The organism is Pseudarthrobacter sp. CCNWLW207, assembly GCF_037203945.1.
Lineage (GTDB): Bacteria > Actinomycetota > Actinomycetes > Actinomycetales > Micrococcaceae > Arthrobacter.
The window spans coordinates 1-2,460 of record NZ_JBBCBS010000031.1; the positions used below are offsets into that span (position 1 = coordinate 1).

A 2,460-nucleotide genomic window follows, 5' to 3' on the forward strand; every position below is an offset into this window, starting at 1 on the left:
CGTTGGGGGCGCGCGAAGTTGAGGCTGTCGAAGGTGCGCTTGCCGAGGGCTTCGTTGGCGGCGATTTCGCCGTAGCCGGTGGCGTTTTTGAAGCCGCCGCCTGAGAAGCCGGTGGCGCAGTAGATTCTGCTTCCTTCGTGGAACCGGCCGAGCAGGGGGTTGCCGTCTGTGGTGAAGAGGTCCGGGAAGGCGTCTGAGCGGACGATGGTGGGGAACAGTCCGGGGAAGAACTCGGTGACAGTTTCGGTGGTTTCTGAGATTTCAGCTGCGCTGAGGTCCCTGGGCACGGCGTTGGGGTCCGGGGTTGGCGCTCCCCGGCCGTCAAGGGTTGCCTTGACTGTGGCGCCGTCCACGGCGGGTGCCCCATACATGGAGCGGTCCCCGGAGATCCGGATAAAGACGGGGAACTTCTTCGGCGAGAATTCCGATGCGTCTTTGGCTGCGAACCACGTGAGATAGATCCGGTACGGCCCTGCGGACTTTTGCAGGTAGTTGGGCATGAGGCGTTGGGACCAGCCGCCGGAGGCGATGATGGCGTTTTCGAAGGTCCAGGTTTTGTTGCCGGAGGTGATGAGGACGCCGTCGGGGGTTTCGGTGATGGTGTTGATGGGGGTGTTGGTGTGGATCGTTGCGCCGTTGGTTTGGGCTGCGGTGATGGCGGCTGTGACGGCGCGGTCGGTGCGCAGGGCGCCGGCGTGGGGGTCGTAGACGGCGATGTCGTCGGGGCGGAGGTTGTGTTGGGGGTAGCGTTCGGCCATTTCCTGGTGGTTGAGGATGTGGTGGTCGGCGTGGTTGGTCCTCGTGGTTTCGAGCAGGGCTGTGAGGTAGGGGCCGTTTTGGGTGCCGATGGAGAGTCCGCCGCAGCGGGTGAGGATGTGCTGGCCGGTTTCGGCTTCGAGTTCGGCCCAGAGATCCCGGGAGCGTTCCAGGATGGGGTAGAGGTTGGGGTTGCCGCGGTAGAGCATGCGGAAGAGCCGGGTGTCGCCGCCGACGGCGCTGCGGGCGTGGGCGGGGGTGTGTGCTTCGAAGCCGGTGACGGAGTCGGTGAGGCGGGAGGCTTGCCAGAGGGCCATGGATCCGATGCTGCCCAGGCCGATGACGGCGAGTTTTCCGTCCATGGTTAGAGGACCTGTTCGAGGAAGGCCTGGGTGCGGGCTTCCTTGGGGTTGGTGAGGACTTCGCGGGCGTCGCCGCGTTCGACGATGTAGCCGTCGTCCATGAAGATCAGGGAGTCGGCGACTTCGCGGGCGAAGCCCATTTCGTGGGTGACGACGACCATGGTCATGCCTTTTTTGGCGAGTTGTTTCATGACGGCGAGGACTTCGCCGACTTTTTCGGGGTCCAGGGCGGAGGTGGGTTCGTCGAAGAGCATGATTTCGGGGTCCATGGCGAGGGACCGGGCGATCGCGACGCGTTGTTGTTGTCCGCCGGAGAGTTGGACCGGGTAGTAGTCTCCGAATCCGGCGAGGCCGACGCTGGCGAGCAGTTCGTGGGCGCGTTTGGCTGACTCTTTCTTGTCCGCCTTTTTGACCAGGACGGGTCCGGACATGATGTTCTCGTGGGCGGTCATGTTGGGGAAGAGGTTGAAGGATTGGAAGACCATGCCCACCCGGGTGCGCTGTTCGGCGAGTTTTTTGGGGGGCAGGGCGTGGTAGGCGGTGTCGGTTTCGTAGTAGCCGAAGTCTTCGCCGTTGACTTTCAGGACTCCGGTGTCCACTGTTTCCAGGCCGTTGATGCAGCGCAGGACGGTGGATTTGCCGGAGCCGGACGGGCCGATGATGCAGCAGATCTCTCCGCTGGCGATCTCGAGGTCGATGTCTTTGAGGACTGTTTTGGGTCCGAAGGATTTGCGGATTTTCTGGGCGAGTATGGTGCCGTCGTTGCTCATCGGGCGATACCTTCCGGGTCTGTCAGCACAACGGGTTTGGCCTTCCGGGGGAGCCGGGAGGTTGAACGTGAGTATTTTTGTTCGAGCTTGGATTGCGGGTAGCTCAGCAGCAGGGTCATGACGAGGTACCAGAGGCTGGCGACGAGCAGCAGCGGGATGGTCTCGTAGGTCCGGGCGTAGATGAGCTGGGCGCTTTGGAGCAGTTCGGCAACGCCGAGGACGCTGACCAGCGAGGTTCCCTTGAACATGCCGATCACCTGGTTGCCGGTTGCCGGGATGATCGAGGGCATCGCCTGGGGGATGATGACCTTGCGCATCCTCATGCCGGCGCTCATCCCGAGCGAATCCGCTGCCTCGATCTGGCCCTTGCCGACGGCGGAGAACCCGCCCCGGATGATCTCGGCCATATAGGCGGCTTCGTTCAGGGTCAGGCCGACCAGGGCTGCCGTGATGGGCCCCATCAGGGCGTTTGTGTCGATCGCGGTGCCGATATCGGTGAACGGGATCCCGATAGTCAGGTTCGGGTAGAGCGCGGAGATGTTGAACCAGAAGATCAACTGCACCAGCACCGG

At 63.1% G+C, this 2,460-nt stretch carries 3 protein-coding genes; all 3 read right to left on the reverse strand.

Annotated features, from left to right (window positions below; all coding sequences use genetic code 11):
* Positions 1–1,118, reverse strand: a 1,118-nt coding sequence (locus tag V9L17_RS21185) for an FAD-dependent oxidoreductase (protein WP_337352791.1), incomplete at its 3' end; no start/stop codon positions are given.
* Between the two features lie 2 nt (positions 1,119–1,120).
* Entirely contained in the window at positions 1,121–1,888 is a 768-nt protein-coding gene (locus tag V9L17_RS21190; protein WP_337352792.1) for an amino acid ABC transporter ATP-binding protein, read from the reverse strand.
* A partial coding sequence (locus V9L17_RS21195) for an amino acid ABC transporter permease (protein WP_337352793.1) occupies positions 1,885–2,460 on the reverse strand: 576 nt, incomplete at its 5' end. The genes V9L17_RS21195 and V9L17_RS21190, both read right to left, overlap by 4 nt.

Bases quoted from the DNA above. Each gene is read 5' to 3' on its own strand.
- V9L17_RS21190 (WP_337352792.1), bottom strand. From the start codon at position 1,888: ATGAGCAACGACGGCACCATACTCGCCCAGAAAATCCGCAAATCCTTC.